This is a genomic window from Enterobacter sp. 18A13 (assembly GCF_007035975.1).
Classification (GTDB): Bacteria; Pseudomonadota; Gammaproteobacteria; order Enterobacterales; family Enterobacteriaceae; genus Enterobacter; species Enterobacter vonholyi.
On record NZ_AP019634.1, the window covers coordinates 1,598,052 to 1,621,571 of the forward strand.

18 protein-coding genes are annotated in these 23,520 nt (G+C 55.5%); 8 read left to right on the forward strand and 10 right to left on the reverse strand.

What is annotated here, in order from left to right:
- Positions 1 to 39 precede the first annotated feature (39 nt).
- The 3 genes from ldtD to FOY93_RS07720 all read left to right on the forward strand — a co-directional run bounded on the left by ldtD (position 40) and on the right by FOY93_RS07720 (position 3,257).
- The gene (gene ldtD / locus FOY93_RS07710) at positions 40 to 1,863 is read left to right on the forward strand and encodes a L,D-transpeptidase (RefSeq protein WP_143344893.1); all 1,824 of its coding nucleotides are present in this window, start codon (positions 40 to 42) and stop codon (positions 1,861 to 1,863) included.
- Between the two features lie 174 nt (positions 1,864 to 2,037).
- Positions 2,038 to 2,589, forward strand: a complete 552-nt coding sequence (gene mepK, locus FOY93_RS07715) for a peptidoglycan L,D-endopeptidase MepK (RefSeq protein ID WP_032639289.1) — start codon at positions 2,038 to 2,040, stop codon at positions 2,587 to 2,589.
- 20 nt (positions 2,590 to 2,609) lie between these two features.
- Positions 2,610 to 3,257: an MBL fold metallo-hydrolase gene (locus FOY93_RS07720; protein WP_008499950.1), complete on the forward strand. Its 648-nt coding sequence runs from the start codon at positions 2,610 to 2,612 to the stop codon at positions 3,255 to 3,257.
- A gap of 48 nt (positions 3,258 to 3,305) precedes the next feature.
- Here FOY93_RS07720 and aspC read toward each other — a convergent pair whose 3' ends face one another.
- The 4 genes from aspC to pncB all read right to left on the reverse strand — a co-directional run bounded on the left by aspC (position 3,306) and on the right by pncB (position 9,159).
- Positions 3,306 to 4,496 (reverse strand): aspartate transaminase, encoded by a 1,191-nt coding sequence (gene aspC, locus FOY93_RS07725; protein ID WP_143344894.1) that lies wholly within the window; start codon positions 4,494 to 4,496, stop codon positions 3,306 to 3,308.
- 184 nt (positions 4,497 to 4,680) lie between these two features.
- Positions 4,681 to 5,784, reverse strand: a complete 1,104-nt coding sequence (locus FOY93_RS07730) for a porin (RefSeq protein ID WP_047651295.1) — start codon at positions 5,782 to 5,784, stop codon at positions 4,681 to 4,683.
- 606 nt (positions 5,785 to 6,390) lie between these two features.
- Positions 6,391 to 7,791 carry an asparagine--tRNA ligase gene (asnS, locus tag FOY93_RS07735; protein WP_111964555.1) on the reverse strand — a complete coding sequence of 467 codons (1,401 nt, stop codon included), beginning with the start codon at positions 7,789 to 7,791 and terminating at the stop codon, positions 6,391 to 6,393.
- A gap of 165 nt (positions 7,792 to 7,956) precedes the next feature.
- Complete coding sequence (gene pncB / locus FOY93_RS07740) at positions 7,957 to 9,159, reverse strand: nicotinate phosphoribosyltransferase (protein ID WP_143344895.1); 1,203 nt, start codon at positions 9,157 to 9,159, stop codon at positions 7,957 to 7,959.
- 254 nt (positions 9,160 to 9,413) lie between these two features.
- Here pncB and pepN point away from each other — a divergent pair, with 254 nt between their 5' ends.
- Positions 9,414 to 12,026 (forward strand): aminopeptidase N, encoded by a 2,613-nt coding sequence (pepN, locus tag FOY93_RS07745; protein ID WP_143344896.1) that lies wholly within the window; start codon positions 9,414 to 9,416, stop codon positions 12,024 to 12,026.
- A 49-nt stretch (positions 12,027 to 12,075) separates the two neighbouring features.
- Here pepN and ssuB read toward each other — a convergent pair whose 3' ends face one another.
- The 5 genes from ssuB to ssuE are packed head-to-tail and all read right to left on the reverse strand — an operon-like array spanning position 12,076 to position 16,316.
- Complete coding sequence (gene ssuB / locus FOY93_RS07750) at positions 12,076 to 12,846, reverse strand: aliphatic sulfonates ABC transporter ATP-binding protein (RefSeq protein WP_143344897.1); 771 nt, start codon at positions 12,844 to 12,846, stop codon at positions 12,076 to 12,078.
- Complete coding sequence (gene ssuC / locus FOY93_RS07755) at positions 12,843 to 13,634, reverse strand: aliphatic sulfonate ABC transporter permease SsuC (protein WP_115874645.1); 792 nt, start codon at positions 13,632 to 13,634, stop codon at positions 12,843 to 12,845. Before ssuC ends, ssuB begins: the two co-directional genes overlap by 4 nt.
- 9 nt (positions 13,635 to 13,643) lie before the next feature.
- Entirely contained in the window at positions 13,644 to 14,789 is a 1,146-nt protein-coding gene (gene ssuD, locus FOY93_RS07760; protein ID WP_133294109.1) for an FMNH2-dependent alkanesulfonate monooxygenase, read from the reverse strand.
- Positions 14,786 to 15,748, reverse strand: a complete 963-nt coding sequence (locus FOY93_RS07765) for a sulfonate ABC transporter substrate-binding protein (protein WP_136194627.1) — start codon at positions 15,746 to 15,748, stop codon at positions 14,786 to 14,788. Before FOY93_RS07765 ends, ssuD begins: the two co-directional genes overlap by 4 nt.
- Complete coding sequence (gene ssuE, locus FOY93_RS07770; RefSeq protein WP_008499940.1) at positions 15,741 to 16,316, reverse strand: NADPH-dependent FMN reductase; 576 nt, start codon at positions 16,314 to 16,316, stop codon at positions 15,741 to 15,743. Before ssuE ends, FOY93_RS07765 begins: the two co-directional genes overlap by 8 nt.
- 248 nt (positions 16,317 to 16,564) lie before the next feature.
- Between ssuE and pyrD the strand changes: the two genes are divergently transcribed.
- Together pyrD and zapC are read left to right on the forward strand one after the other, a co-directional pair.
- Complete coding sequence (pyrD, locus tag FOY93_RS07775) at positions 16,565 to 17,575, forward strand: quinone-dependent dihydroorotate dehydrogenase (RefSeq protein WP_143344898.1); 1,011 nt, start codon at positions 16,565 to 16,567, stop codon at positions 17,573 to 17,575.
- A 165-nt stretch (positions 17,576 to 17,740) separates the two neighbouring features.
- A complete protein-coding gene (zapC, locus tag FOY93_RS07780) occupies positions 17,741 to 18,283 on the forward strand; it encodes a cell division protein ZapC (RefSeq protein WP_136194630.1) in 543 nt (180 codons plus the stop codon).
- On the opposite strand, the gene FOY93_RS07785 is transcribed toward zapC, so the two are convergent.
- Complete coding sequence (locus FOY93_RS07785) at positions 18,280 to 19,389, reverse strand: YcbX family protein (protein ID WP_143344899.1); 1,110 nt, start codon at positions 19,387 to 19,389, stop codon at positions 18,280 to 18,282. The two genes, zapC and FOY93_RS07785, sit on opposite strands and share 4 nt — an antisense overlap.
- A 98-nt stretch (positions 19,390 to 19,487) precedes the next feature.
- On the opposite strand from FOY93_RS07785, the gene rlmKL reads away from it, so the two are divergent.
- On the forward strand, positions 19,488 to 21,596 hold the full coding sequence (gene rlmKL, locus FOY93_RS07790) for a bifunctional 23S rRNA (guanine(2069)-N(7))-methyltransferase RlmK/23S rRNA (guanine(2445)-N(2))-methyltransferase RlmL (protein ID WP_143344900.1): 2,109 nt from the start codon (positions 19,488 to 19,490) through the stop codon (positions 21,594 to 21,596).
- Positions 21,597 to 21,608: 12 nt separating this feature from the next.
- Positions 21,609 to 23,516 carry an ABC transporter ATP-binding protein gene (locus FOY93_RS07795; RefSeq protein WP_127730291.1) on the forward strand — a complete coding sequence of 636 codons (1,908 nt, stop codon included), beginning with the start codon at positions 21,609 to 21,611 and terminating at the stop codon, positions 23,514 to 23,516.
- Positions 23,517 to 23,520: the final 4 nt, after the last annotated feature.

Below are 23,520 nucleotides of genomic sequence, written 5' to 3' on the forward strand. Positions count from 1 at the left end.
CCAACGTGATGGGCATGTCGTGAAAACAGGGGGCAAGGGATGTTGCTTAAGAAAGAATGTGGTCGTCAGCTGTCGGCGCTAAGTTTATGCCTGGCAGTGATGTTTGCTCCGCTGTTAACCGCCCAGGCCGACGAGCCTGAAATTGTGCCGACTGACAGCTCGGCAACGACGGGCGCGCAGCCAACGTCGTTGTCCCAGCCTCTGGACCAGTCTCCGGCAACGGCTATCATGGCCGGTATTAAGCCGCTGCCGGAAGGCATCGACGCCGAATCGCTCAGCCAGCAGCTGCAGTCGGGGCTGCCGTCCGGGTACGCGCCTGTCTATCTCAATCAGCTCACGCTCCTTTATGCTGCCCGCGATATGAAACCGATGTGGGAAAACCGCGATGCCGTTCGCGCCTTCCAGCAGCAGCTGGCGGAGGTTGCGATTGCAGGGTTTCAGCCGCAGTTTACAAAATGGGTTGAGCTGTTAACCGATCCTGCCGTCACCGGGCAGGCGCGGGACGTGGTGCTTTCCGATGCCATGATGGGCTACCTGCAGTTCGTGGCGGGTATTCCGGTCAACGGCAACCGTTGGCTTTACAGCGATAAGCCGTACAAGCTGGCGACGCCGGCACTGTCGGTGATTAACCAATGGCAGTTAGCGCTGGATAACGGCGAACTGCCGCGCTTTATCGCCAGCCTCGCACCGGCGCACCCACAATATGCCACTCTGCACCAGTCGCTCCTCGCGCTGGTGGGTGACTCGCGCCCATGGCCTCAGATGCGCGGCACCGCGACGCTGCGTCCGGGGCAGTGGAGCAGCGATGTGCCTGCTCTGCGCGAGATCCTGACTCGCTCCGGTCTTCTTGATGGCGGGCCACATATTGCGTTGCCAGGCGACGATCCGCAAAATGCGGCGGTCAGCCCGTCAGCTCCCGTGAAGGAGAAAAAAGCGATTGCCGTCAGCAATAAACCCGCAGCATACGATCGCGAGCTGGTTGCGGCAGTGAAGCAATTCCAGACCGCACAGGGGCTGGGGGCCGATGGCGTCATTGGCCAGACGACGCGAGACTGGCTGAACGTATCGCCTGCGCAGCGGGCAGGGGTGCTGGCGCTCAATATCCAGCGTTTGCGCCTGCTGCCGGGAACACTCTCTACCGGAATTATGGTTAACATTCCGGCTTATTCCCTGGTCTATTATCAGGACGGTAGCGAAAAACTGGCGTCGCGCGTGATTGTCGGACGTCCGGATCGTAAAACACCGATGATGAGCAGCGCGCTGAATAACGTGGTGGTTAACCCACCGTGGAACGTGCCGCCGACGCTGGCGAGAAAAGACATTCTGCCGAAGGTCTGGAACGATCCGGGGTATCTGGAACGTCATGGCTATACGGTGATGCGCGGATGGAACAGTAAAGAGGCCATCGATCCTTATATGGTCGACTGGTCGACAATTACGGCTTCTAATCTGCCGTTCCGTTTCCAGCAGGCACCCGGGGCGCATAACTCTTTAGGGCGCTACAAATTCAATATGCCGAGTTCAGACGCTATCTATCTGCACGATACGCCGAACCACAACCTGTTCCAGAAAGATACTCGCGCGCTGAGTTCTGGCTGCGTACGCGTGAACAAAGCCTCGGAGCTGGCCAATATGCTATTGCAGGATGCGGGCTGGAACGATACGCGCATTTCCGATGCCCTGAAGCAGGGGGATACGCGTTACGTTAATATTCGACACAACATTCCGGTCAATCTCTACTATCTGACGGCGTTTGTTGGCGAAGACGGGCGTACTCAGTACCGTACAGATATTTACAATTATGATCTCACCGCGCGATCCGGCGCACAAATTTTGCCAAAAGCGGAACAATTAATCAGGTAAATGAAGCAGTTCGGGAAAAATGATTGTCGTAAGTTAGGGTGAATAAGGGGCAATATCGCTGTAAGCCGCGTATTCACTGGGGTTGGGCGCCTTGACGTACCCGGTTTTGCCAGTTAAGGTGCCCTTCGTGCGCTAAGCATATTACGATTTCTTTTACCTGTAGACCTGATTATCATGGACAAATTTGACGCTAATCGCCGCAAACTGCTGGCGTTAGGTGGTGTTGCGCTTGGCGCAGCGGCCATCTTGCCGACGCCAGCATTTGCCACCCTCTCGACACCTCGTCCGCGAGTTTTAACGCTCAACAACCTGCATACCGGTGAGTCGCTAAAAGCGGAGTTTTTCGATGGCAGAGGCTATATTCAGGATGAATTAGCAAGACTTAACCATTTTTTCCGTGATTTCCGCGCGAATAAAATAAAAGCCATCGATCCAGGACTGTTTGATCAGCTTTTCCGCCTTCAGGGCCTGCTGGGCACCAGCAAGCCGGTTCAGCTCATTTCTGGCTATCGCTCGATTGATACCAATAATGAACTTCGCGCCCACAGTCGCGGGGTAGCGAAAAAAAGCTATCACACGAAGGGACAGGCAATGGATTTCCATATTGAAGGCGTTTCGTTAGCCAATATTCGCAAAGCTGCGTTATCTATGCGCGCAGGTGGTGTAGGATATTACCCCAGCAGCAACTTTGTGCATATTGATACCGGTCCGGTTCGGCACTGGTAATAACGAAACACAGGAGCAGTATGAACTATCGTATTATTCCGGTTACCGCGTTCTCCCAGAATTGTTCTCTCATCTGGTGCGAACAGACTAAACTGGCCGCGCTTGTCGATCCCGGCGGTGACGCTGAGAAGATCAAGCAGGAAGTCGCCGACAGCGGCGTGACGCTCATGCAGATTTTACTGACGCATGGTCACCTCGACCATGTGGGTGCAGCGGCTGAACTGGCTGAACACTACGGCGTGCCGATAGTCGGTCCGGAAAAAGAAGATGAGTTCTGGCTGCAGGGGTTACCCGCCCAAAGCCGCATGTTTGGCCTGGATGAGTGTCAACCACTGACGCCCGATCGCTGGCTGAACGAAGGAGAGCGCGTTAGCATAGGGAATGTGACTTTACAGGTGTTGCATTGTCCTGGGCATACGCCGGGCCATATCGTCTTCTTTGATGACCAGTCCCGTCTGCTGATTTCCGGCGATGTGATTTTCAAAGGTGGCGTAGGACGCAGCGATTTTCCGCGCGGTGACCACGGTCAACTGATTCAGTCGATTAAACAGAAGTTATTGCCGCTTGGTGATGATGTAACGTTTATCCCTGGACACGGTCCGATGTCGACGCTGGGCTATGAACGGCTCCATAACCCGTTCCTTCAGGATGAAATGCCTGTCTGGTAACCCGAATAAAAAAAGCCTGCATAACGCAGGCTTTTTTATGGGCGCAAATTACAGTACGGCGACAATCGCTTCGCACAGTGGCGCCATGTTGTCAGGCGTCATGCCTGCAACGTTCACGCGGCCAGAGGCCACGGCGTACACGCCGAACTCTTCACGCAGACGCAGAACCTGCTCTTTGGTCAGGCCGCTGAATGAGAACATGCCGTTCTGTTTGATGATAAAGCTGAAGTCGCGATCCGCGCCTTTCTCAGCCAGGGTGTTCACAAACAGCAGGCGCATGCGCTGGATGCGCTGACGCATATCGTTCAGCTCTTGTTCCCAGATAGCGCGCAGCGCATCGTTGCTCAGGATAGTCGCAACGACAGACGCACCGTGTGCCGGTGGGTTAGAGTAGTTAGCGCGGATAACCGATTTCATCTGGCTGAACGCACGATCGACGGTCTCTTCGTTAGCGGCAACCAGCGTACAGGCACCCACGCGCTCATTGTACAGACCGAAGTTCTTGGAATATGAGCTTGCGACAATCAGCTCCTGGTGCACGGCTGCGAACGCGCGCAGGCCTTCGGCATCTTCTTCCAGACCACGGGCGAAGCCCTGGTAGGCAAAATCAAACAGCGGCAGCCAGCCTTTCTCTACGGACAGCTTCGCCAGGTGTTGCCACTGCTCAAGCGTCGGGTCGATACCGGTTGGGTTGTGGCAGCAGCCGTGGAACAGCACCACGTCACCTGCCTGCGCCTCGCTCAGGCTCGCCAGCAGGCCGTCAAAGTCGAGAGAGTGGTTTGCCGCGTCGTAGTAGGCGTATTCACGCACTTCCAGACCCGCAGAGTTAAACACGCTCTTGTGGTTAGGCCAGCTTGGGTTGCTTACCCAAACGCGCTTAACAGAAGTGTTTTTCGCAAGGAAATCCGCCGCCACGCGCAGCGCACCGGTACCGCCTGGGGTCTGTGCTGTGCGGGCACGTTTGTCACTCACAATTGTACTGCCTTTACCGAACAGCAGCTCCTGGGTGCAGCGACCAAATTCAGGGATACCATCAATACCGAGGTAGTTTTTGGTGGTTTCGTTTTCCAGCAGATACTGCTCAGCTTTCTTAACGCTGGTCAGTACCGGAGTTTTGCCGGTTTCATCTTTATATACACCAATACCCAGGTTGATTTTGCCAGGGCGGTCGTCGGCACGAAACAGATCGGCCAGGCCCAGAATCGGGTCGGCAGGAGCGGCGGTAATGTTCTCAAACATGACGAAGTTCCATTGTGATTACAGAAGTGAAATCCGCTATCAGGTTAACGGTAGATTTACAAAATGCCAACCGTTTGCGACGAAAAGCGTGCGGCTTTTCAAAAGTCGCCATTATTTTCTGTCAGGCATAAAAAAACAGGGCCGAAGCCCTGTTCATTAAACATATAACAAAGTGGTGTACTGATTAGAACTGGTAGGTTACGCCAACGGTAGCCTGGTTGTCAGAGCCAACCCAGCTGGTGGACGCATCTTTGTCGTCCAGCAGGTTGAAGCGGTAGTCACCGTACACGTTGAAGTTCTTGTTGAAGTAGTAAGTCGCACCAGTGGTGATGTATTTCGCCAGGTCACGGTCGCCGATGCCGTTCAGGTCTTTACCTTTGGACTGAACGTAAGAAACGGAAGGACGCAGGCCGAAGTCGAACTGGTACTGAGCGATAACTTCGAAGTTCTGAGTCTTGTTAGCAATGTTATAAACATTACCATCATCATTCGGAACATAGTTTTCGCCGCTGTTACCCAGGCGGCTCATGTTGCGAGTCTCTGCATAAACGGTCGCGAGGTAGATGTTGTTTGCGTCGTATTTCGCGCCAACAGCCCAGGATTCAGCTTTATCGCCTTTACCATCTTTTTTCTGCTCAAGCGTACGGTTAGCGGTGCTGTAGGCACCGATCAGACCGAAGCCTTCACCGAACTCGTAACCCAGTGACAGGCCAACGCCGTCGCCGTTTGCTTCATTCAGGTTTTTACGATCGTTTTTACCCTGGTATTGAACGCCAAAGTTCAGACCATCAACCAGACCGAAGAAGTTGTTGTTACGGTAGGTCAGCAGTCCAGTAGAACGGCTGGTCATGTAGTTATCAACATAACCGCCACCCCAGGTTTCGCCAGAGAAGGATGGAGCCATATCGGTGTAGGATTCTACGTCATACACGATACCGTAGTTACGACCGTAGTCCAGAGAACCCGCGTCAGCGATTTTCAGGCCAGCGAAAGCCAGACGAGTTACGTTAGTCTGGTCACCTTCAGCTGCACCGGCGCGTGCACGGTATTCCCACTGGCCGTAACCGGTCAGCTGATCATTGATCTGAGTTTCGCCTTTGAAGCCGATCTGGCCATAAGAGGAGTCAGCGTTTTTGTGTACGCCAGAAGTGGTGAAGCCGTGTTCACCCACAACTTTACCGTAGAAGTCCAGCTTGTTGCCGTTCTTGTTATAGATTTCTGCAGCGTTAGCTGCACCGGCTACCAGCAGGGCAGGGATTACCACTGCCAGAATATTGCGCTTCATCATTATTTATTACCCTCATTGGTTTTTTTATGACACTCGCCACTGCCGTCAATAAATTCTGTCAATGAATATTTCCGGAACTATTGATGAGAGTTAGGTGTCTTTATGTATCTAACAGGCATCTTTCCATTCGCCGAAGCGTTTCGCTAGCCTGAAAGTGCTACAATTCTCAAGATTGAGTAACAGAAAGAAAATATGTGTAACTAAATATTTATTTTTGGGAACTTTGTGAACCACCTCAAACTTCAGAGTGCCCTGGCGAATTAAACAACAGAGCATATCCTATATATATGAATTCCTTATGATTAATTTGGATAAAGGCAATTCATATAAACAGACGCTAAACGACCCGTTTTTTCTTATGACTCCTGAAAGCCTTCTGGATGGCTGTGAAAATGGTTGAAATTTGTGCTATTGCCCGATGGTGAAATAATCGCAATAAGAATAGGGTTTATTTTTTGTGGCTGGATGTTTCGCGGAAACAAAACGTAACAGGTAGTGGTTGTGACGGGGCGAAGGTTTAAAGACGCTGACTTTAAGCTGACGAAAACTGACAATACAGAATAAAATAATGGCCAGCATCTGCTGGCCATTTTAGTCTTTTAGCGATTAGAAGCTGGCGTTACGTGGAGTACGTGGGAACGGAATCACGTCGCGTACGTTCTGAACACCGGTCACGTAGGCAATCAGACGCTCGAAGCCCAGACCAAAACCGGCGTGCGGTACGGTACCGTAACGGCGTAGATCGCGGTACCAGCTGTAATCAGCTGGGTTGAGCCCCATCTCTTCCATACGCGCGTCCAGCACGTCAAGACGCTCTTCACGCTGAGAGCCACCGATGATTTCACCAATGCCCGGCGCCAGGACGTCCATCGCTGCCACGGTTTTACCGTCTTCGTTAAGGCGCATATAGAAGGCCTTAATGTCTTTCGGGTAGTTTTTAACGACAACCGGCGCTTTGAAATGCTTCTCGGCCAGATAGCGCTCGTGCTCAGACGCCAGGTCTACGCCCCAGTAAACCGGGTTCTCGAACTTCTCACCGCATTTCTCGAGGATCGCCACCGCGTCGGTGTAGTCCACCTGCGCAAAGTCGGCTGAGACAAAACGCTCCAGACGCGCTACTGCATCGCTGTCTACGCGTTCTGCAAAGAATTTCATGTCGTCAGGACGCTCTTCCAGCACCGCTTTGAAGACGTACTTGAGCATCGCTTCCGCCAGGCCCGCAACATCGTCCAGGTCGGCGAACGCCACTTCCGGCTCCAGCATCCAGAATTCCGCCAGGTGACGGCTGGTGTTGGAGTTTTCTGCGCGGAAGGTAGGGCCGAAGGTGTAGATCTTAGACAGCGCACAGGCGTACGTTTCGCCGTTGAGCTGACCGGAAACGGTCAGGAAGGCCTCTTTACCAAAGAAGTCTTTGTCATAGTCCACTTTACCTTCCGGCGTGCGCGGCAGGTTTTCGAGATCCAGCGTTGAGACACGGAACATCTCACCGGCACCTTCTGTGTCGGACGCGGTAATCAGCGGGGTCGACACCCAGAAGTAACCCTGTTCATCGAAGAAACGATGCAGCGCCTGCGCCAGCGTATGACGCACGCGCGCCACCGCACCAATCAGGTTGGTACGCGGACGCAGGTGGGCCACTTCACGCAGATATTCGATGCTGTGACGTTTAGCCGCCATCGGATAGGTATCCGGATCTTCAACCCAGCCGGTGACTTCAATGGCAGAAGCCTGAATTTCGAAGCTCTGGCCCTGACCCGGTGATGCTACAACCACGCCGGTGACAATAACGGAACAGCCCGTTGTCAGGTGCAGAACGTCATCATTGTAATTGGGCAGAGAATTATTAATGACGGCCTGTACAGGATCAAAGCAGGAACCGTCATAGACGGCGAGGAAGGAGATGCCAGCTTTAGAATCTCGGCGGGTACGCACCCATCCGCGCACGGTGACTTCCTGGTCAACGGCGACACGGCCCTGGAGTACGTCGGCTACAGGCACAACGCTCATAATATTCTCTCTGTTAATAGTCGGAAAAAATAAACACTTGTCCACCCTTATGGGGGGATATCTATGTTACCTGCCATCCGCTATCAGACAAGTAAATTTCGCAGTCAAAAGAGAAGAATTGAGAAATAAATAAGGGAAGGGAGCCATAAAGGCTCCCATAAGCGCTTAACTGGCTTTTTTAATCAAGGGGAGATCGAACGCTTTGCGCAATGCGCGGACAAACGCTTTGTCATGGCAGATGGTTTTACCCGGACTGTCGGAGAGTTTCGCCACCGGCTTGCCGTTACATTCCACCAGCTTTATCACGATATTCAGAGGTTTTACCTGAGGAATGTCGCAGGTCAACCGGGTACCAATCCCGAAACTCAGGTTCACTCTGGTGTTGAAATGACGATAGAGTTCGACCGCTTTCGCCAGGTCGAGATTATCCGAGAAGACGAGCACTTTGCTCATCGGGTCAATGCCAAGTTTCTCGTAATGGGCAATCGCTTTCTCGCCCCACTCGATCGGATCCCCTGAATCGTGGCGTAACCCCTGATATCGCTCTGCAAATTCAGGTCCAAAGTCGCGAAGGAAGGCATCCATCGTAATGCAGTCGGTGAGGGCGATCCCGAGTTGATTCGGGTACTCCTCAAGCCATGCGGCCAGCGCCGCGCGCTGGCTGTTGGCCAGGTCAGGGCTGATCTGCTGATGCGCCTGGAACCACTCGTGCGCCTGGGTACCCATTGGCGTCAGGTTGAGGCGACGGGCCAGATCGTAGTTACTGGTGCCCACGAACCACGGCTCCTGCTGCAGACGTTTAACGATGGCCTCCTGTACGTCGCGCGAAAAACGGCGCCGCGTACCAAAGTCCATCAGGCGGAAGCGGGACATGTCCAGCCCTGCGGTCAGCGTGGAGAAGGCTGCGAGTTTGTTTTCCAGCGCGGCGACCGCCTGCTCGACGCCTTTTTCCGGCGAACGGTAGCGGTGAGCCAGTTCACTGATCACCGCCAGAAGCGGCACTTCCCACATGATCACTTCCCGCCACGGACCTTCAAGGCGAATATCCAGCTTGCCGTTATCGTTAAGCACGGTGACCTGCTCCGGCTTATAGCGGAAATCGCGCAGCCAGTTCAGGTAGTCGGCTTTGAAGAAAGGCAGGCCAGAAAGCCACTGATATTCCTCGTCCTGCAGCGTCAGATGCTGCATAGCATCGACCTGTTCACGAATGGCGTCTGCGCAGATACCGAGCAAGTCGTCGCCACGACAGCGGAATTCCGCCGCGACGTGAACGTCATAGTAGTGGTGGAAAACGGCTTGCTGCATATGCAGTTTATACGCGTCGGTATCCAGCAACGTATGCAGAACTGGAGAAGCGAATTGAGTCATAGGTGCGCAGTAGCATCCTCTCACAGGAGCGTTTAGTACAATAAACAACTCCGGAGTATACCTTGTTTAGTGATTTATTGAACCCCGATCACAACATAAGCGCGTTTTATGGTCGAGGGCATTTTGTGCCCCGTGTTATACAAATGTAGCAAAAAAAGGTTTTGCCCCTGAAAAGATGAACATTCTGCATAGCGCGATTTGCGCAACAGGAATATATTGAAACGTTACTCGACAAACGATGCATAAGGTTTTCTATGACACAACAGCCACAAGCCAAATACCGCCACGACTACCGTGCGCCGGATTACCTGATTAGCGAAATCGATCTGACTTTTGACCTGGATGCCACAAAAACCGTTGTCACGGCGGTGAGTCAAGTGACGCGCCACAGCGCAACCGCCGTTCCGCTGCGTCTGGATGGCGAAGACCTGACGCTGGTCTCCCTGCATATCAATGATGAAGCCTGGTCGGACTATAAAGAAGAAAACAACCAACTGGTCATCGACAACCTGCCGGAACAGTTTACGCTGCGCATCGTGAATGAAATCAGCCCGGCCGCCAATACCGCGCTGGAAGGGCTTTACCAGTCTGGCGTGGCGCTGTGTACCCAGTGTGAAGCGGAAGGGTTCCGCCACATTACCTGGTATCTCGATCGCCCGGACGTCCTGGCGCGCTTCACCACCAAAATCATCGCCGATAAAACCCTGTATCCCTTCCTGCTCTCCAACGGCAACCGCGTAGGTGAAGGCGAGCTGGAGAATGGCCGTCACTGGGTTCAGTGGCAGGATCCGTTCCCGAAACCGTGCTACCTGTTTGCGCTGGTGGCGGGGGACTTCGACGTGCTGCGTGACACCTTCAAAACGCGCTCAGGCCGCGAGGTGGCGCTGGAGCTGTTCGTAGACCGCGGTAACCTTGACCGCGCGCCGTGGGCGATGACCTCGCTCATCAACTCCATGAAGTGGGACGAAGAGCGCTTCGGCCTCGAATATGACCTCGACATCTATATGATCGTCGCCGTTGATTTCTTCAACATGGGCGCAATGGAGAATAAAGGCCTCAACGTCTTTAACTCCAAATACGTGCTGGCGCGCACCGATACCGCTACCGATAAAGATTATCTCGATATCGAACGCGTCATCGGCCACGAATATTTCCACAACTGGACCGGTAACCGCGTCACCTGTCGCGACTGGTTCCAGCTGAGCCTGAAAGAGGGCCTGACCGTCTTCCGCGATCAGGAGTTCAGCTCCGATCTGGGGTCACGCGCGGTGAACCGCATCAACAACGTGCGAACCATGCGCGGCCTGCAGTTTGCAGAAGATGCCAGCCCAATGGCGCATCCGATCCGCCCGGATAAAGTCATTGAGATGAACAACTTCTACACCCTGACGGTGTACGAAAAAGGCGCAGAAATTATCCGCATGATCCACACCCTGCTGGGGGAAGAGAACTTCCAGAAAGGGATGCAGCTCTACTTCGAGCGTCATGACGGCAGCGCGGCCACCTGCGACGATTTCGTGCAGGCGATGGAAGATGCCTCTAATGTCGATCTTTCCCACTTCCGCCGCTGGTACAGCCAGGCCGGTACGCCAATTGTTACCGTCAAAGACGACTACAATCCGGAAACCGAGCAGTACACGCTGACCATCAGTCAGCGCACGCCGCCGACGGCAGAGCAGGAAGAGAAATACCCGCTGCATATTCCGTTCAGCATTGAGCTGTACGATAACGAAGGCAAAGTCATCCCACTGCAGAAGTGCGGCCACCCGGTACACCACGTATTGAACGTGACCCAGGCCGAGCAGACCTTTATCTTTGATAACGTCTACTTCCAGCCGGTGCCTGCTCTGCTGTGCGAATTCTCCGCGCCGGTGAAGCTGGAGTACAAGTGGAGCGATCAGCAGCTGACGTTCCTGATGCGTCACGCGCGCAACGATTTCTCCCGCTGGGATGCGGCGCAAAGCCTGCTGGCGACCTACATCAAGATCAACGTAAACCGTCACCAGCAGGGCCAGCCGCTGTCGCTGCCTGTGCACGTGGCTGACGCGTTCCGCGCGATCCTGCTGGATGAGAAGATTGACCCGGCGCTCGCCGCTGAAATTCTGACCCTGCCGTCAGCAACGGAAATCGCCGAGTTGTTCGAGATTATCGATCCGATCGCGATCGTGGCGGTGCGTGAAGCGCTGACCCGTACGCTGGCTGCTGAGCTGGCGGACGAGTTCCTCGCCATTTATAACGCCAACAAGCTTGATGCTTATCGCGTTGAGCACGCGGACATTGGTAAACGTTCTCTGCGTAATACCTGTCTGCGCTACCTGGCGTTTGGTGAAACCGAGCTGGCGAACACCCTTGTGAGCAAGCAGTATCATGAAGCGGATAACATGACCGACGCGCTGGCCGCGCTGGGTGCAAGCGTTGCCGCTGAGCTGCCGTGTCGTGATGCGCTGATGCAGGAGTACGACGACAAGTGGCATCAGGATGGCCTGGTGATGGACAAGTGGTTCATCCTGCAGGCGACCAGCCCGGCGGCCGATGCGCTCAGCAACGTGCGCAGCCTTCTGAAGCATCGTTCCTTTACACTGAGCAACCCAAACCGCGTGCGTTCGCTGATTGGCGCGTTTGCCAGCAGCAACCCGGCCGCGTTCCACGCCGAAGACGGCAGCGGTTATCAGTTCATGGTGGAAATGCTGACCGAGCTGAACAGCCGTAACCCGCAGGTGGCGTCGCGCCTGATTGAGCCGCTGATCCGTCTGAAACGCTACGATGCGAAGCGTCAGGCGAAAATGCGTGCCGCGCTTGAGCAGCTGAAAGGGCTGGAAAACCTGTCTGGCGATCTGTACGAGAAGATTGCTAAAGCCTTAGCGTAATAAAAGTTAACCCTCCCTCTCCCTGTGGGAGAGGGCCGGGGTGAGGGCATCAGGCATTAGCCTTAGCTCGCTGTAACTCCGTACCTCCACGCTTCATCACCCGATCCAGCACTTCCGCTTCCAGCTCCGCCAGTCTTGCCGAGCCCACGCGACGAGGCCGCGGAAGATCTACCGCCAGATCCAGACCTATTTTACCATCTTCTATTAACAGCACCCGGTCGGCCATTGCGACGGCTTCGCTCACGTCATGCGTCACCAGCAGTACCGTAAAGCCGTGTGCCTGCCAGAGAGATCCAATCAAATCCTGCATTTCGATTCGCGTCAGGGCGTCGAGCGCGCCCAGCGGTTCATCAAGCAACAGCAGGCCCGGACGATGAATTAACGCGCGCGCCAGCGCCACGCGCTGCTTCTGCCCACCAGAGAGTGCGGCAGGCCATTCATCGGCGCGATTTTCCAGCCCAACGGCGGCCAGCGCCTGGCGGGCTTCATCCCGCCAGTTGCCCTTAAGACCGAGTCCGACATTATCGATAACCGATTTCCACGGCAGCAGGCGCGCATCCTGAAACATCATGCGGGTATCGTCCTGGATATTCGAAAGCGGCGTTGTCCCTGCCAGAATGTCGCCGCCGTTGGGGGCTTCCAGTCCGGCCAGAAGCCGTAGCAGGGTACTCTTTCCGCCGCCGCTGCGCCCGACAACTGCCACAAACTGTCCGGCGGGAATATGCAGATCCAGCCCGTTAAGAATGGTGTTATCGCCGTAGCGTTTGGTGACGCCGTTCAGCAGTAGCGGTGTCCCCTGATTCAGTCGTGCAGTATTCATGCTTTCGCCTCCTGAAGGGTATAGGCCGGGTTCCAGCGCAGCCAGCTGCGCTCCAGCCACTGGGCGCTAACGTCAGCGAGTTTGCCGAGCAGGGCATAAAGGATAATGGCAACCACCACCACGTCCGTTTGCAGGAATTCGCGGGCGTTCATCGCCAGGTAGCCAATCCCGGAGTTGGCCGAGATGGTTTCCGCCACAATCAGCGTTAGCCACATCAGGCCGAGCGCGAAACGCACCCCGACCATAATGGAGGGCAGGGCGCCCGGCAGGATCACGTGAATAAACAGGGAAAAACCGGACAAGCCGTAGCTGCGTGCCATCTCGACCAGACCGCGATCGATATTGCGGATGCCGTGCCAGGTGTTGATGTAAATGGGGAAAAGCGTGCCCAGCGCCACGAGGAAAATCTTGGCGCTCTCATCAATCCCAAACCACAGGATGACCAGCGGGATCAGCGCCAGATGCGGCACGTTGCGCAGCATCTGGATGGAGGTGTCCAGCAGCCGCTCGCCCCAGCGTGAAAGACCGCTGATCAGGCCCAGAACCAGACCGATGCTGCCGCCGATGGAAAACCCGATCGCCGCGCGCCAGGAGCTGATCGCCAGGTGCTGCCACAGCTCACCGCTGACGCTCAGCGACCAGAACGCTTCTACAACACCCTCCGGAGAGGGCAGAATGCGGCTCGACAGCCAGCCGGTGGACGACGCGAGCTGCCAGAGAGCCACAATGCCGACGGGTAAAAACCACGGCGCGGCGCGCAGCAGCCATTTTTGTGAGGTGGCAGACATGGTCGCTCCTTAGCTCTGTGCGGCTTTACGTGGAATGAATTCGTTCGCCACGGCTTCGCCCTGCAGCTGGAGCTGCTGCGGCTGCGGAATTTCCGGAATGGCGACATCCAGGTGCGGGAATAACAGCTCGCCCACCTTGTAGGCCTCTTCCAGGTGCGGATAACCGGAGAGAATGAAGCTGTCGATACCCAGCTCGGCGTATTCGTTGATGCGCGCGGCCACGGTCGGTCCGTCGCCGACCAGCGCCGTGCCCGCACCGCCGCGCACCAGACCAACGCCCGCCCACAGGTTCGGGCTGATCTCCAGATTCTCGCGCTTGCCGTTGTGCAGGGATGCCATCCGGTGCTGCCCGACGGAGTCGGTTTTGGCAAATGCGGCCTGGGCTCTGGCGATCGTTTCATCATCCAGATGCGAGATCAGGCGGTCCGCCGCCTGCCAGGCTTCTTCACTGGTTTCGCGCACAATCACATGCAGGCGAATGCCGAAGCGCACCTTGCGGCCATGGGCGGCCGCCTTAGCGCGGACCTGGGCAATTTTTTCTTTCACCAGCGCAGGCGGTTCGCCCCAGGTCAGATAGAGATCGACCTGTTCTGCCGCCAGATCCTGAGCCACATCCGACGATCCGCCAAAATAGAGCGGCGGGCGCGGCTGCTGCACCGGCGGGAAGTAGAGTTTCGCGTCACGAACGTGGATATGCTTGCCTTTGAAGGTAACGGTTTCACCTTCCAGCAGGCGTCGCCAGACGCGGGTGAACTCGGCGGAAGCTTCATAGCGTTCGGTATGGTCAAGGAACACCCCATCGCCTGCCAGCTCCTGCGGATCGCTGCCCGTCACCAGGTTAAACAGGGCGCGGCCGTTGGATAGTCTGTCCAGCGTTGCCGCCTGACGTGCCGCCACGGTAGGGGAGACGACGCTAGGACGTAACGCAACCAGGAACTTCAGACGCTGGGTGACCGGAATCATTGATGCGGCGACCAGCCAGGCATCTTCACATGAACGTCCGGTCGGGATGAGCACCCCAGTGAAACCGATTCGGTCCGCCGCCTGCGCAATCTGCTGCAGGTAGCCGTGGTCAACCGGGCGCGAGCCCTCTTCTGTACCAAGATAGTGTCCATCACCGTGGGTGGGTAAAAACCAGAAAAGATTCAGACTCATGATTTAGCTCCTTCTTTGCCTGCAGGCTGCCAGATGCGTTCGCGAATAGTGACCTGTTTTGGCACGAGGTGGTTTTGATAGAAAAGGTCAGCCGTTTGTTGCTGAAGTGCGGCGACGTGTGCGTCCACCGGGGTAATGGTGGTCGGCGGACGGTGGTTGAGATAGCTCGCGATCACCGGCTCAGGTAAGCCCATGGTTTTCGCCAGCAGGGAAATGCTCTCCTGACGCTGGGTCTGGGTCAGGGCATCGGCCTGGGTAAAGGTATCCAGCACGCCCTGAATAAATGCGCCGTTCTTTTCCGCATAAGGACGCGCGGCCAGATAGAACGAGCCGGTCTGCTTCAGCGTGGTACCGTCTTTCAGCACGCGAACGCCGCCCTGCAGCAATGCGGCGGAGTAGTACGGGTCCCAGATGGCCCAGGCATCAACGTTCTTCTGCTGGAACGCGGCGCGCGCGTCAGCGGGAGTCAGGTAGACGGGCTGAATGTCGGTGAACTTGAGTCCGGCCTCTTGCAGAGCTCGCAGCAAAAGGTTGTGTGAGCTGGAACCTTTCTGGAAAGCAACTTTATGTCCTCTAAGGTCGGCGACGCTTTTAATGTCGCTGTTTTCAGGCACCAGGATCACCTCGGCCTTCGGCTTGGGCGGCTCAACGCCTACATAGACGAGGTCCGCTCCCGCGGCCTGGGCGAAAATGGGCGGAATATCGCCAGTGCTGCCGAGATCGATACTGCCGACGTTCAGGGCCTCCAGCATCTGCGGGCCGGCAGGGAACTCCACCCAGGAGAATTTAGTATCCGGGAAGCGTTTTTCCAGAAGCTGGTGGCTTTTCGCCAGCACCATGCTGACGCTGCCTTTCTGATACCCGATGCGTAAACTTTCCGGAGCTGTTTCTGCGGCATGGGCCAGCGAGGTAAGGGCCATCAGACCTGCCAGACCGATACGGGTGAACGTTTTAAACATGTGCGACTCCTTGAGGCTGACCAAACGCCGGGGCCTGGATATCTCTGCGGTGAAGGGCATGCCAGAACGTTTCCAGAGCGTTATCGAGGCGGGTTTGCAGGTTGGGCGTAAAGTGTGGTTTGTGTTGATAGTCAATGACCTGCGAGTCATCGGCGAAAACCCCGTGGAGGATCTCCTGCGCTTTCAGCGCGTTCAGTACCGGCTTCAGGGCGTAATCCACGGCCAGTAAATGGGCAACCGTACCGCCCGTTGCCAGCGGCAGCACGACTTTGCCGTCCAGGGCGCGTTCCGGAAGCAGATCGAGCAGGGTTTTCAGCGCGCCGGAAAAAGAGGCTTTATAAATGGGCGTTGCCACTATTAAGCCGTCAGCGCCGTTAAGCTGCTCGATGAGCGTTTTCAGCGCAGGGCTGTCAAAACGGGCATAAAGCAGATCTTCAGGTTCGAAGTTATGCAGGTTCCAGTGGCACACTTCCACATCCAGAGCATTGAGTTTTTCGCGGGCATATTCCAGCAGGGCGCTGGAGCGCGATGGGAATCGTGGACTTCCGGCCAGGGTAATGACGCGCATACTTCCTCCTTATAACTAATTGTTTGCTTTTATCTAACATTCATAACAATTTTCAGGAGTGTGACACCGCACGGTTATTCCACTAAATGATTTATCTGCAATTAAAATGCGAAAAAGTGCATAAGAAATAGACGGGAAGGTAAACGATTGCGTTTTGCGCTGATTTTTTGCCGCAGGTCAATTCCCTTTCGCGCCTGGATCGCCCATAATCCCCTCCCGGTTTGCACACCGGGAATCCAGGAGAGTTCATGTACTACCCCTTCGTTCGTAAAGCCCTTTTCCAGCTCGACCCTGAGCGCGCTCATGAATTTACATTCCAGCAATTACGTCGTATTACCGGAACGCCGCTGGCCGCTCTGGTGCGTCAGAATGTGCCGGTAAAACCTGTGCAGTGCATGGGGCTGACCTTTAAAAATCCGCTAGGTCTGGCGGCCGGTCTGGACAAAAATGGCGAGTGCATTGATGCCCTGGGCGCGATGGGCTTTGGCTCCATTGAAATCGGTACCGTCACCCCGCGCCCGCAGCCGGGAAATGACAAGCCGCGCCTGTTCCGACTGGTGGAAGCCGAAGGGCTGATCAACCGCATGGGCTTTAATAACCTCGGTGTTGATCACCTGGTTGAGAATGTAAAAAAAGCCCATTTTGACGGGATATTAGGCATCAATATCGGCAAAAATAAAGACACGCCGGTAGAGCAGGGTAAAGATGACTATCTGATTTGTATGGAAAAAGTCTACGCCTATGCCGGTTATATTGCGGTGAATATTTCTTCACCCAATACCCCGGGGCTGCGCTCTTTACAATATGGCGAAGCGCTGGACGATCTTCTGAGTGCCATTAAAAATAAACAAAATGAACTTCAGTCGATCCACCATAAATATGTTCCGGTCGCGGTTAAGATCGCCCCGGATCTTTCTCCCGAAGAATTGATCCAGGTTGCCGACAGTTTGGTTCGCCATAATATTGATGGTGTGATTGCAACCAATACCACTCTCGATCGTTCCCTCGTGCAGGGAATGAAAAACTGTGACGAAGCGGGTGGGTTAAGTGGCCGTCCGGTACAATTAAAAAGCACCGAAATTATTCGCGCCCTGTCTGCGGAATTAAAAGGTGGTCTGCCGATTATTGGCGTCGGCGGCATTGACTCCGTGATTGCTGCGCGCGAGAAAATGGCGGCGGGTGCGTCGCTGGTGCAGATCTATTCCGGCTTTATTTTTAAAGGACCGCCGCTGATTAAAGAAATCGTTACTCATATCTAATCTTTTCTCTTAATCAGACAACCAGGGCTTTATTTCCAGCCCTGGTTGTTTTATATTCCGTCACTGTTGCTTATTTAGTCATTATAGTCTTTTATTAATGGTGTTATAAACGAGGCGGCAAACAGGACATTTTTAGTACAGGACGTTTGGGGACGGGAGAGACACATGCGAATTAAACCTGACGATAACTGGCGCTGGTATTTTTGCGACGAGCATGACCGAATGATGCTCGACTTAGCCAATGGCATGTTGTTTCGTTCTCGTTTTGCCCGCCGAATGTTAACCCCGGATGCGTTTTCCCCGTCGGGCTTTTGCGTTGACGATGCAGCGCTTTATTTCTCCTTTGAGGAAAAATGCCGCGATCTGGTGCTCTCTAAAGAGCAGCGCGCCGAGCTGGTATTAAATGCGCTGGTGGCTATCCGTTTCCTGAAACCGCAAATGCCAAAGAGCTGGCATTTTCTGCCCCACGGCATGAACTGGACCCCGGCAACGGGCGATGCGGCGAGCGTAAATCTGAGCGACACTACAGAAGAGGTGAGCCTGCTGGTGGTTGAGCCTGGCGAAAATGCTGCACTCTGTCTGCTGGCGCAGCCCGGCGTAACGATTGCCGGGCGGACGATGCAGCTTGGGGATGCTATTAAGGTCATGAACGACAGGCTGAAGCCCCAGCTTCGCGTGGATGCCTTCAGCCTCGAGCAGGCGGTTTAAGCTTCCAGCTGTACGGACGTTTTCGGTATGCAGCTACAGCAGAGAATTGTGCCGTCACTTCCAATTGCTGATTTTTTCAGCGCACTGACCTCTCCATCCACCAGCCTGATGCGGCAGCATCCGCAAATGCCTGCGCGACAGGAATAGGGGATGCGGATCCCTGCTTGTTCCAGCTGTTCAAGCAAAACCTGTTGGTTATTACCCCGGATCACGTTGCCCTGCCAGTGAATCTCTACCGCAGCGGCGACGTTTGTCTCAACGTCGACAAACTCCTCTTCCTGACCCGAGCCGTAAACCCTTGCTGGCCCACGGGCGAGCACTTCTACCTCATCACCGACGCGGATCGCGCCGCTGGAGCGCGGGATCAGGTTCTGGCCAAAATCGACATCGCCGTTGTCCTGCGCGGTGCGGAATGACTGCAATGTCTTCAACGGTTCGCCGGAAGGGTGCTTCTGGCCTTTCTCCGGGCTTACCGTCGTGAAAATGCAGCGGCTGCACGGCTTCACCACGTCAAAAATGACGCTGCCAATGCGGATCACTTTCCAGGTGTCTTCATCCCAGGCGTCTGCGCCCGTTACTACCAGGTTCGGACGGAACTGTTCCATCTGAACGCTGGCTTTGCAGCGGCCTTGCAAATCACGCAGTGAAGCTTCGTTAGTCAGCAGGAACGGGAAGCCATCGGCGAAGGAGAGGGGAACGGCGTCGTGGCGCTTCACGCGACGCGTCAGTTCAGGCCCAACCCAGCGCAGCTGCACGTCGCGGGAGAAGAAGCCGCTCAGCCAGCGGTTAATCTCATCCGGTGCGATGCGCGCGGTAAAATGATTGCCCCACACTTCCGTCGGCGCATCGACGGGCGCAAAATCAGCAAAGCGAATCACCGCGCTGGAACCGTCCGGCGCGGTAAGGTGCAAACCGTCATGAAGCGGGGAAGGGGTAAAGCGAACCATCTGAGGGAACTGGCGTGCGGTAATGAACGTTCCGTCAGGCTCGGTGACCATAAAAATACGATCGAAGGCAAATCCGCTCATATCGGCCAGCGCGTGAGAGACGCCGATGCCGCGCATGGATTTCACCGGATGAATAAAAAGCCTGGATAACGTCGCCACTGCACACTCCCTCGAATGAAAATAAGCCTTCAACTTTATGACATACACGCCATATTAGCTATAATGCGCGACAATTTTCTAAGAGTAAAAGTGACGATATGAATTCTCTGTTTGCCAGTACGGCCCGTGGGCTGGAAGAGCTGTTAAAAACTGAACTGGAAAGCCTGGGCGCGCAAGAGTGCCAGGTGGTTCAGGGTGGTGTCCATTTTGAGGGTGACACGCGGCTTATTTACCAGAGCCTGATGTGGAGCCGCCTGGCGTCGCGCATCATGCTGCCGATGAAGGAGTGCAAGGTCTATAGCGACCTTGATCTCTATACCGGCGTACAGATGATCGACTGGACAGAGATCTTCACCCCGAATGCTACCTTTGCGGTACATTTCAACGGCGTGAACGACGAGATCCGCAACAGCCAGTACGGTGCCCTGCGCGTAAAAGACGCCATTGTGGACTGCTTTACCCGTAAAAATAAGGAACGTCCTAACGTCGATCGTGAAAACCCCGATCTGCGTATTAACGTCTGGCTGAACGGCGACACGGCGAGTATCTCCCTCGATCTGAGCGGCGCGGGCCTGCACCTGCGCGGCTACCGCGATCGTACCGGCATGGCACCCATCAAAGAGACCCTGGCGGCCGCGATTGTGATGCGCTCCGGCTGGCAGCCGGGCACGCCGCTGCTCGATCCGATGTGCGGTTCCGGTACGTTGCTGATTGAAGCGGCCATGCTGGCCACCGACCGCGCGCCGGGACTGCACCGCGGCCAGTGGGGCTTCAAAGGCTGGGCGCAGCACGATGAAGCGCTCTGGAAAGAGGTCAAAGACGACGCGCAGACCCGCGCACGTAAGGGGCTGGCGGAATATACCTCTCATTTCTACGGCTCCGATAGCGACCCGCGCGTCATTGAGCGCGCGCGCAGCAACGCCCGCCGTGCCGGTATCGGCGAGCTGGTCACCTTCGAAGTAAAAGACGTGGCAAACCTGACCAACCCGCTGCCAAAAGGCCCGTACGGTACCGTGATCAGCAACCCGCCATATGGCGAACGTCTCGACAGTGAACCGGCGCTGATTGCCCTGCACAGCCTGCTGGGCCTTAATATGAAGGACCACTTCGGCGGCTGGAACCTGTCTCTGTTTAGCGCCTCGCCGGAGCTGCTGAGCTGCCTGCAGCTGCGTGCCGATCGCCAGTTTAAGGCGAAAAACGGCCCGCTGGACTGCGTGCAGAAAAACTACCATCTGGCGGAGAAGGCGGCCGACAGCAAGCCGTCCGGCGTGGCGGAAGATTACGCTAACCGTCTGCGCAAGAATCTGAAGAAATTTGAGAAGTGGGCGAAGCAGGAGGGCATTGAATGCTACCGCCTGTATGATGCCGACCTGCCGGAGTACAACGTGGCGGTTGACCGCTACGCGGACTGGGTGGTGATTCAGGAATATGCGCCGCCGAAAACCATTGATGCGCAAAAAGCGCGTCAGCGCATGCTGGACGTCATTGCCGCCACCATCGCCGTGCTGGGTATTGCGCCAAACAAGCTGGTGCTGAAAACGCGTGAACGTCAGAAAGGCAAAAACCAGTATCAGAAGATGGGCGAGAAGGGCGACTTTATCGAAGTGGGCGAATACAACGCGCGCCTGTGGGTCAACCTGACCGACTATCTGGATACCGGTCTGTTCCTCGATCACCGTATCGCCCGCCGCATGCTGGGCCAGATGAGTAAAGGCAAGGACTTCCTGAATCTCTTCTCCTACACCGGCAGCGCCAGCGTGCATGCCGGTCTGGGCGGCGCGCGCAGCACTACCACGGTAGATATGTCCCGCACCTATCTGGAGTGGGCGGAGCGCAACCTGCGCCTTAACGGCTTAACCGGACGTCAGCATCGCCTGATGCAGGCCGACGTGCTGGGCTGGCTGCGCGATACCGATGAGCAGTTCGACCTGATCTTTATCGATCCTCCGACCTTCTCCAACTCCAAGCGTATGGAAGATAGCTTTGACGTTCAACGCGATCACCTGCGCCTGATGACCGACCTGAAGCGCCTGCTGCGCAAAGGCGGCTCCATTATGTTCTCGAACAACAAACGCGGCTTCCGTATGGATCATGACGGCTTAGCAGCCCTGGGACTGAAAGCACAAGAAATCAGCCAAAAAACGCTGTCTCAGGACTTTGCCCGTAACCGTCAAATCCATAACTGCTGGTTTATTACCGCGGTCTGAAAGGAAAAATAAATGTCTTTAATTAGTATGCACGGCGCGTGGCTCTCTTTCAGCGACTCACCGCTTCTCGATAATGCAGAGCTGCACATCGAAGATAACGAGCGCGTCTGTCTGGTGGGCCGTAACGGCGCGGGTAAATCCACGCTGATGAAAATCCTTAACCGTGAACAGGGCCTGGATGACGGACGCATTGTTTACGAACAGGATCTGATCGTCTCCCGCCTCCAGCAGGACCCGCCGCGTCACGTGACCGGCAGCGTTTACGATTTCGTTGCGGAAGGGATCTCCGAACAGGCCGAATACCTGAAGCGCTATCACGAGATTTCGCATCTGGTGATGACCGATCCGAGCGACAAAAACCTCAACGAACTTGCAAAAGTGCAGGAGATGCTCGATCACCACGGTCTGTGGCAGCTTGAAAACCGTATTAATGAAGTGCTGGCACAGCTCGGTCTGGAACCCGATATGGAGCTGTCGGCGCTCTCCGGCGGCTGGCTGCGTAAGGCGGCCCTGGGCCGCGCGCTTGTTAGCGGGCCGAAGGTGCTGCTGCTGGACGAACCGACTAACCACCTGGATATCGAAGCGATCGACTGGCTGGAAGGCTTCCTGAAAACCTTCAGCGGCACCATTATTTTCATCTCACACGACCGTTCGTTTATCCGCAATATGGCGACGCGTATTGTCGATCTCGACCGCGGCAAGCTGGTCACCTATCCCGGCGATTACGACACCTATCTGCTGGAGAAAGAAGAAAACCTGCGCGTGGAAGAGCTGCAGAATGCCGAGTTCGACCGCAAGCTGGCGCAGGAAGAGGTCTGGATCCGCCAGGGCATCAAAGCCCGCCGTACCCGTAACGAAGGCCGCGTGCGCGCCCTGAAGGCGATGCGTCGCGAGCGCAGCGAACGCCGTGAAGTGATGGGCAGCGCCAAAATGCAGGTGGAAGAGGCGTCTCGCTCCGGCAAGATTGTCTTCGAAATGGAAAACGTCAACTACCAGGTTGACGGTAAAGTGCTGGTGAAAGACTTCTCCGCACAGGTCCAGCGCGGCGACAAAATCGCCCTGATTGGCCCGAACGGCTGCGGTAAAACCACGCTGCTGAAGCTGATGCTGGGCCAGCTGCAGGCCGACAGCGGCCGCATTCACTGTGGGACCAAGCTGGAGGTCGCCTACTTCGACCAGCACCGCGCGGAGCTGGATCCGGACCGTACGGTGATGGATAACCTCGCTGAAGGTAAGCAGGAGGTGATGGTAAACGGCAAGCCGCGCCACGTGCTGGGCTACCTGCAGGACTTCCTGTTCCATCCGAAACGCGCCATGACGCCGGTGCGCGCGCTGTCAGGCGGTGAGCGCAACCGTCTTCTGCTGGCGCGCCTGTTCCTGAAGCCAAGTAACCTGCTGATTCTCGATGAACCAACGAATGACCTGGATGTCGAAACGCTGGAACTACTCGAAGAGCTGATCGACGGCTATCAGGGTACCGTGATGCTGGTTAGCCACGATCGTCAGTTCGTTGACAACACCGTGACCGAGTGCTGGATCTTCGAAGGTGAAGGGCGAATTGGTCAATACGTAGGCGGTTATCACGACGCAAAAGGGCAGCAGGCACAGTCGCTGGCGACGAAGCAGTCAAAGTCCAAAATTGGTCCTGAAGCTACTGTAACAAAAGCAGAAACTGTCAAGAAAACCTCGGCTAAACTAAGCTATAACCTGCAGCGCGAACTAGAGGGACTGCCGCAGCGTCTTGAAGAGCTGGAGGCCGCGCTTGAGGATCTGCAAAAACAGGTTGCTGATGCGTCATTCTTTACCCAATCGCATGACTATACTCAGAAAGTACTGTCAGAACTGTCCGCGGCTGAAAAAGCCCTGGAAGAAGCATTTGAGCGCTGGGAGTACCTTGAGTCTCTGAAAAACGGCGCATAAACAG

Excerpts from the sequence above, each read along its gene's own strand:
- FOY93_RS07795 (WP_127730291.1), top strand. The coding sequence starts at position 21,609 with ATGTCTTTAATTAGTATGCACGGCGCGTGGCTCTCTTTCAGCGACTCA.
- ssuC (WP_115874645.1), bottom strand. The coding sequence starts at position 13,634 with ATGTCTGCCACCTCACAAAAATGGCTGCTGCGCGCCGCGCCGTGGTTT.
- FOY93_RS07730 (WP_047651295.1), bottom strand. The coding sequence starts at position 5,784 with ATGATGAAGCGCAATATTCTGGCAGTGGTAATCCCTGCCCTGCTGGTA.
- ssuE (WP_008499940.1), bottom strand. The coding sequence starts at position 16,316 with ATGCGCGTCATTACCCTGGCCGGAAGTCCACGATTCCCATCGCGCTCC.
- aspC (WP_143344894.1), bottom strand. The coding sequence starts at position 4,496 with ATGTTTGAGAACATTACCGCCGCTCCTGCCGACCCGATTCTGGGCCTG.
- mepK (WP_032639289.1), top strand. The coding sequence starts at position 2,038 with ATGGACAAATTTGACGCTAATCGCCGCAAACTGCTGGCGTTAGGTGGT.
- ldtD (WP_143344893.1), top strand. The coding sequence starts at position 40 with ATGTTGCTTAAGAAAGAATGTGGTCGTCAGCTGTCGGCGCTAAGTTTA.
- ssuB (WP_143344897.1), bottom strand. The coding sequence starts at position 12,846 with ATGAATACTGCACGACTGAATCAGGGGACACCGCTACTGCTGAACGGC.
- pepN (WP_143344896.1), top strand. The coding sequence starts at position 9,414 with ATGACACAACAGCCACAAGCCAAATACCGCCACGACTACCGTGCGCCG.
- ssuD (WP_133294109.1), bottom strand. The coding sequence starts at position 14,789 with ATGAGTCTGAATCTTTTCTGGTTTTTACCCACCCACGGTGATGGACAC.
- pncB (WP_143344895.1), bottom strand. The coding sequence starts at position 9,159 with ATGACTCAATTCGCTTCTCCAGTTCTGCATACGTTGCTGGATACCGAC.
- FOY93_RS07720 (WP_008499950.1), top strand. The coding sequence starts at position 2,610 with ATGAACTATCGTATTATTCCGGTTACCGCGTTCTCCCAGAATTGTTCT.
- pyrD (WP_143344898.1), top strand. The coding sequence starts at position 16,565 with ATGTACTACCCCTTCGTTCGTAAAGCCCTTTTCCAGCTCGACCCTGAG.
- asnS (WP_111964555.1), bottom strand. The coding sequence starts at position 7,791 with ATGAGCGTTGTGCCTGTAGCCGACGTACTCCAGGGCCGTGTCGCCGTT.
- zapC (WP_136194630.1), top strand. The coding sequence starts at position 17,741 with ATGCGAATTAAACCTGACGATAACTGGCGCTGGTATTTTTGCGACGAG.
- FOY93_RS07765 (WP_136194627.1), bottom strand. The coding sequence starts at position 15,748 with ATGTTTAAAACGTTCACCCGTATCGGTCTGGCAGGTCTGATGGCCCTT.
- rlmKL (WP_143344900.1), top strand. The coding sequence starts at position 19,488 with ATGAATTCTCTGTTTGCCAGTACGGCCCGTGGGCTGGAAGAGCTGTTA.